The organism is Bacillus sp. JJ783 (assembly GCF_036963225.1).
In the GTDB taxonomy this organism is placed as follows: Bacteria; Bacillota; Bacilli; order Bacillales; family Bacillaceae_G; genus Bacillus_A; species Bacillus_A cereus_U.
Genome location: NZ_JBALMG010000148.1, coordinates 1,529 through 1,990, shown reverse-complemented (window position 1 = coordinate 1,990; position 462 = coordinate 1,529). Strand labels below are relative to the sequence as shown.

The window sequence follows — 462 nt, the reverse complement described above, 5'->3', positions numbered from 1 at the left end:
GGCAAGGTTATGGTTCTTTCTATTCCATAGATCTGTGGCGATTTTCCTTATAAAACCTGTATTTAATCTCGTTTATTGATGAAATCTTTGTAAGTGGTAATTTTATATTCAAGCATCTCATCCGCAGCTTTTAACGTTCTAATTTGTTCCTTAATAGAGTGTTTATGTTCTTCTAAAAGATTTAAACGCTCTGTCGTGGTATGTTCTCCTTCCAAAGCTAATGCAGCATACTTCTTTATTTTCGCAATTGGCATTTGTGTTTCTTTTAACTTGATAACAAATTGCAGCCATTTAATATGTGAATCGTTATATCGTCTGTCTCCGTTAATGTTACGAACAGGAATTATAATTTTTTCTTTTTCGTAATACCGTAATGTATATGTACTTATCTCTAACATTTTAGCCACTTCACCAATAGTGTACATAAGAAACCTCCATATAAATTTTTCTTGACTTAGAGTT

General features: G+C 31.8%; 1 protein-coding gene. It reads right to left on the bottom strand.

Annotated elements, in window-relative coordinates; genetic code table 11:
• Positions 1-62: 62 nt before the first annotated feature.
• Positions 63-425, bottom strand: coding sequence for a MerR family transcriptional regulator (locus tag V7038_RS25180; protein ID WP_002110648.1), 363 nt, complete (start codon positions 423-425; stop codon positions 63-65).
• Positions 426-462 lie beyond the last annotated feature (37 nt).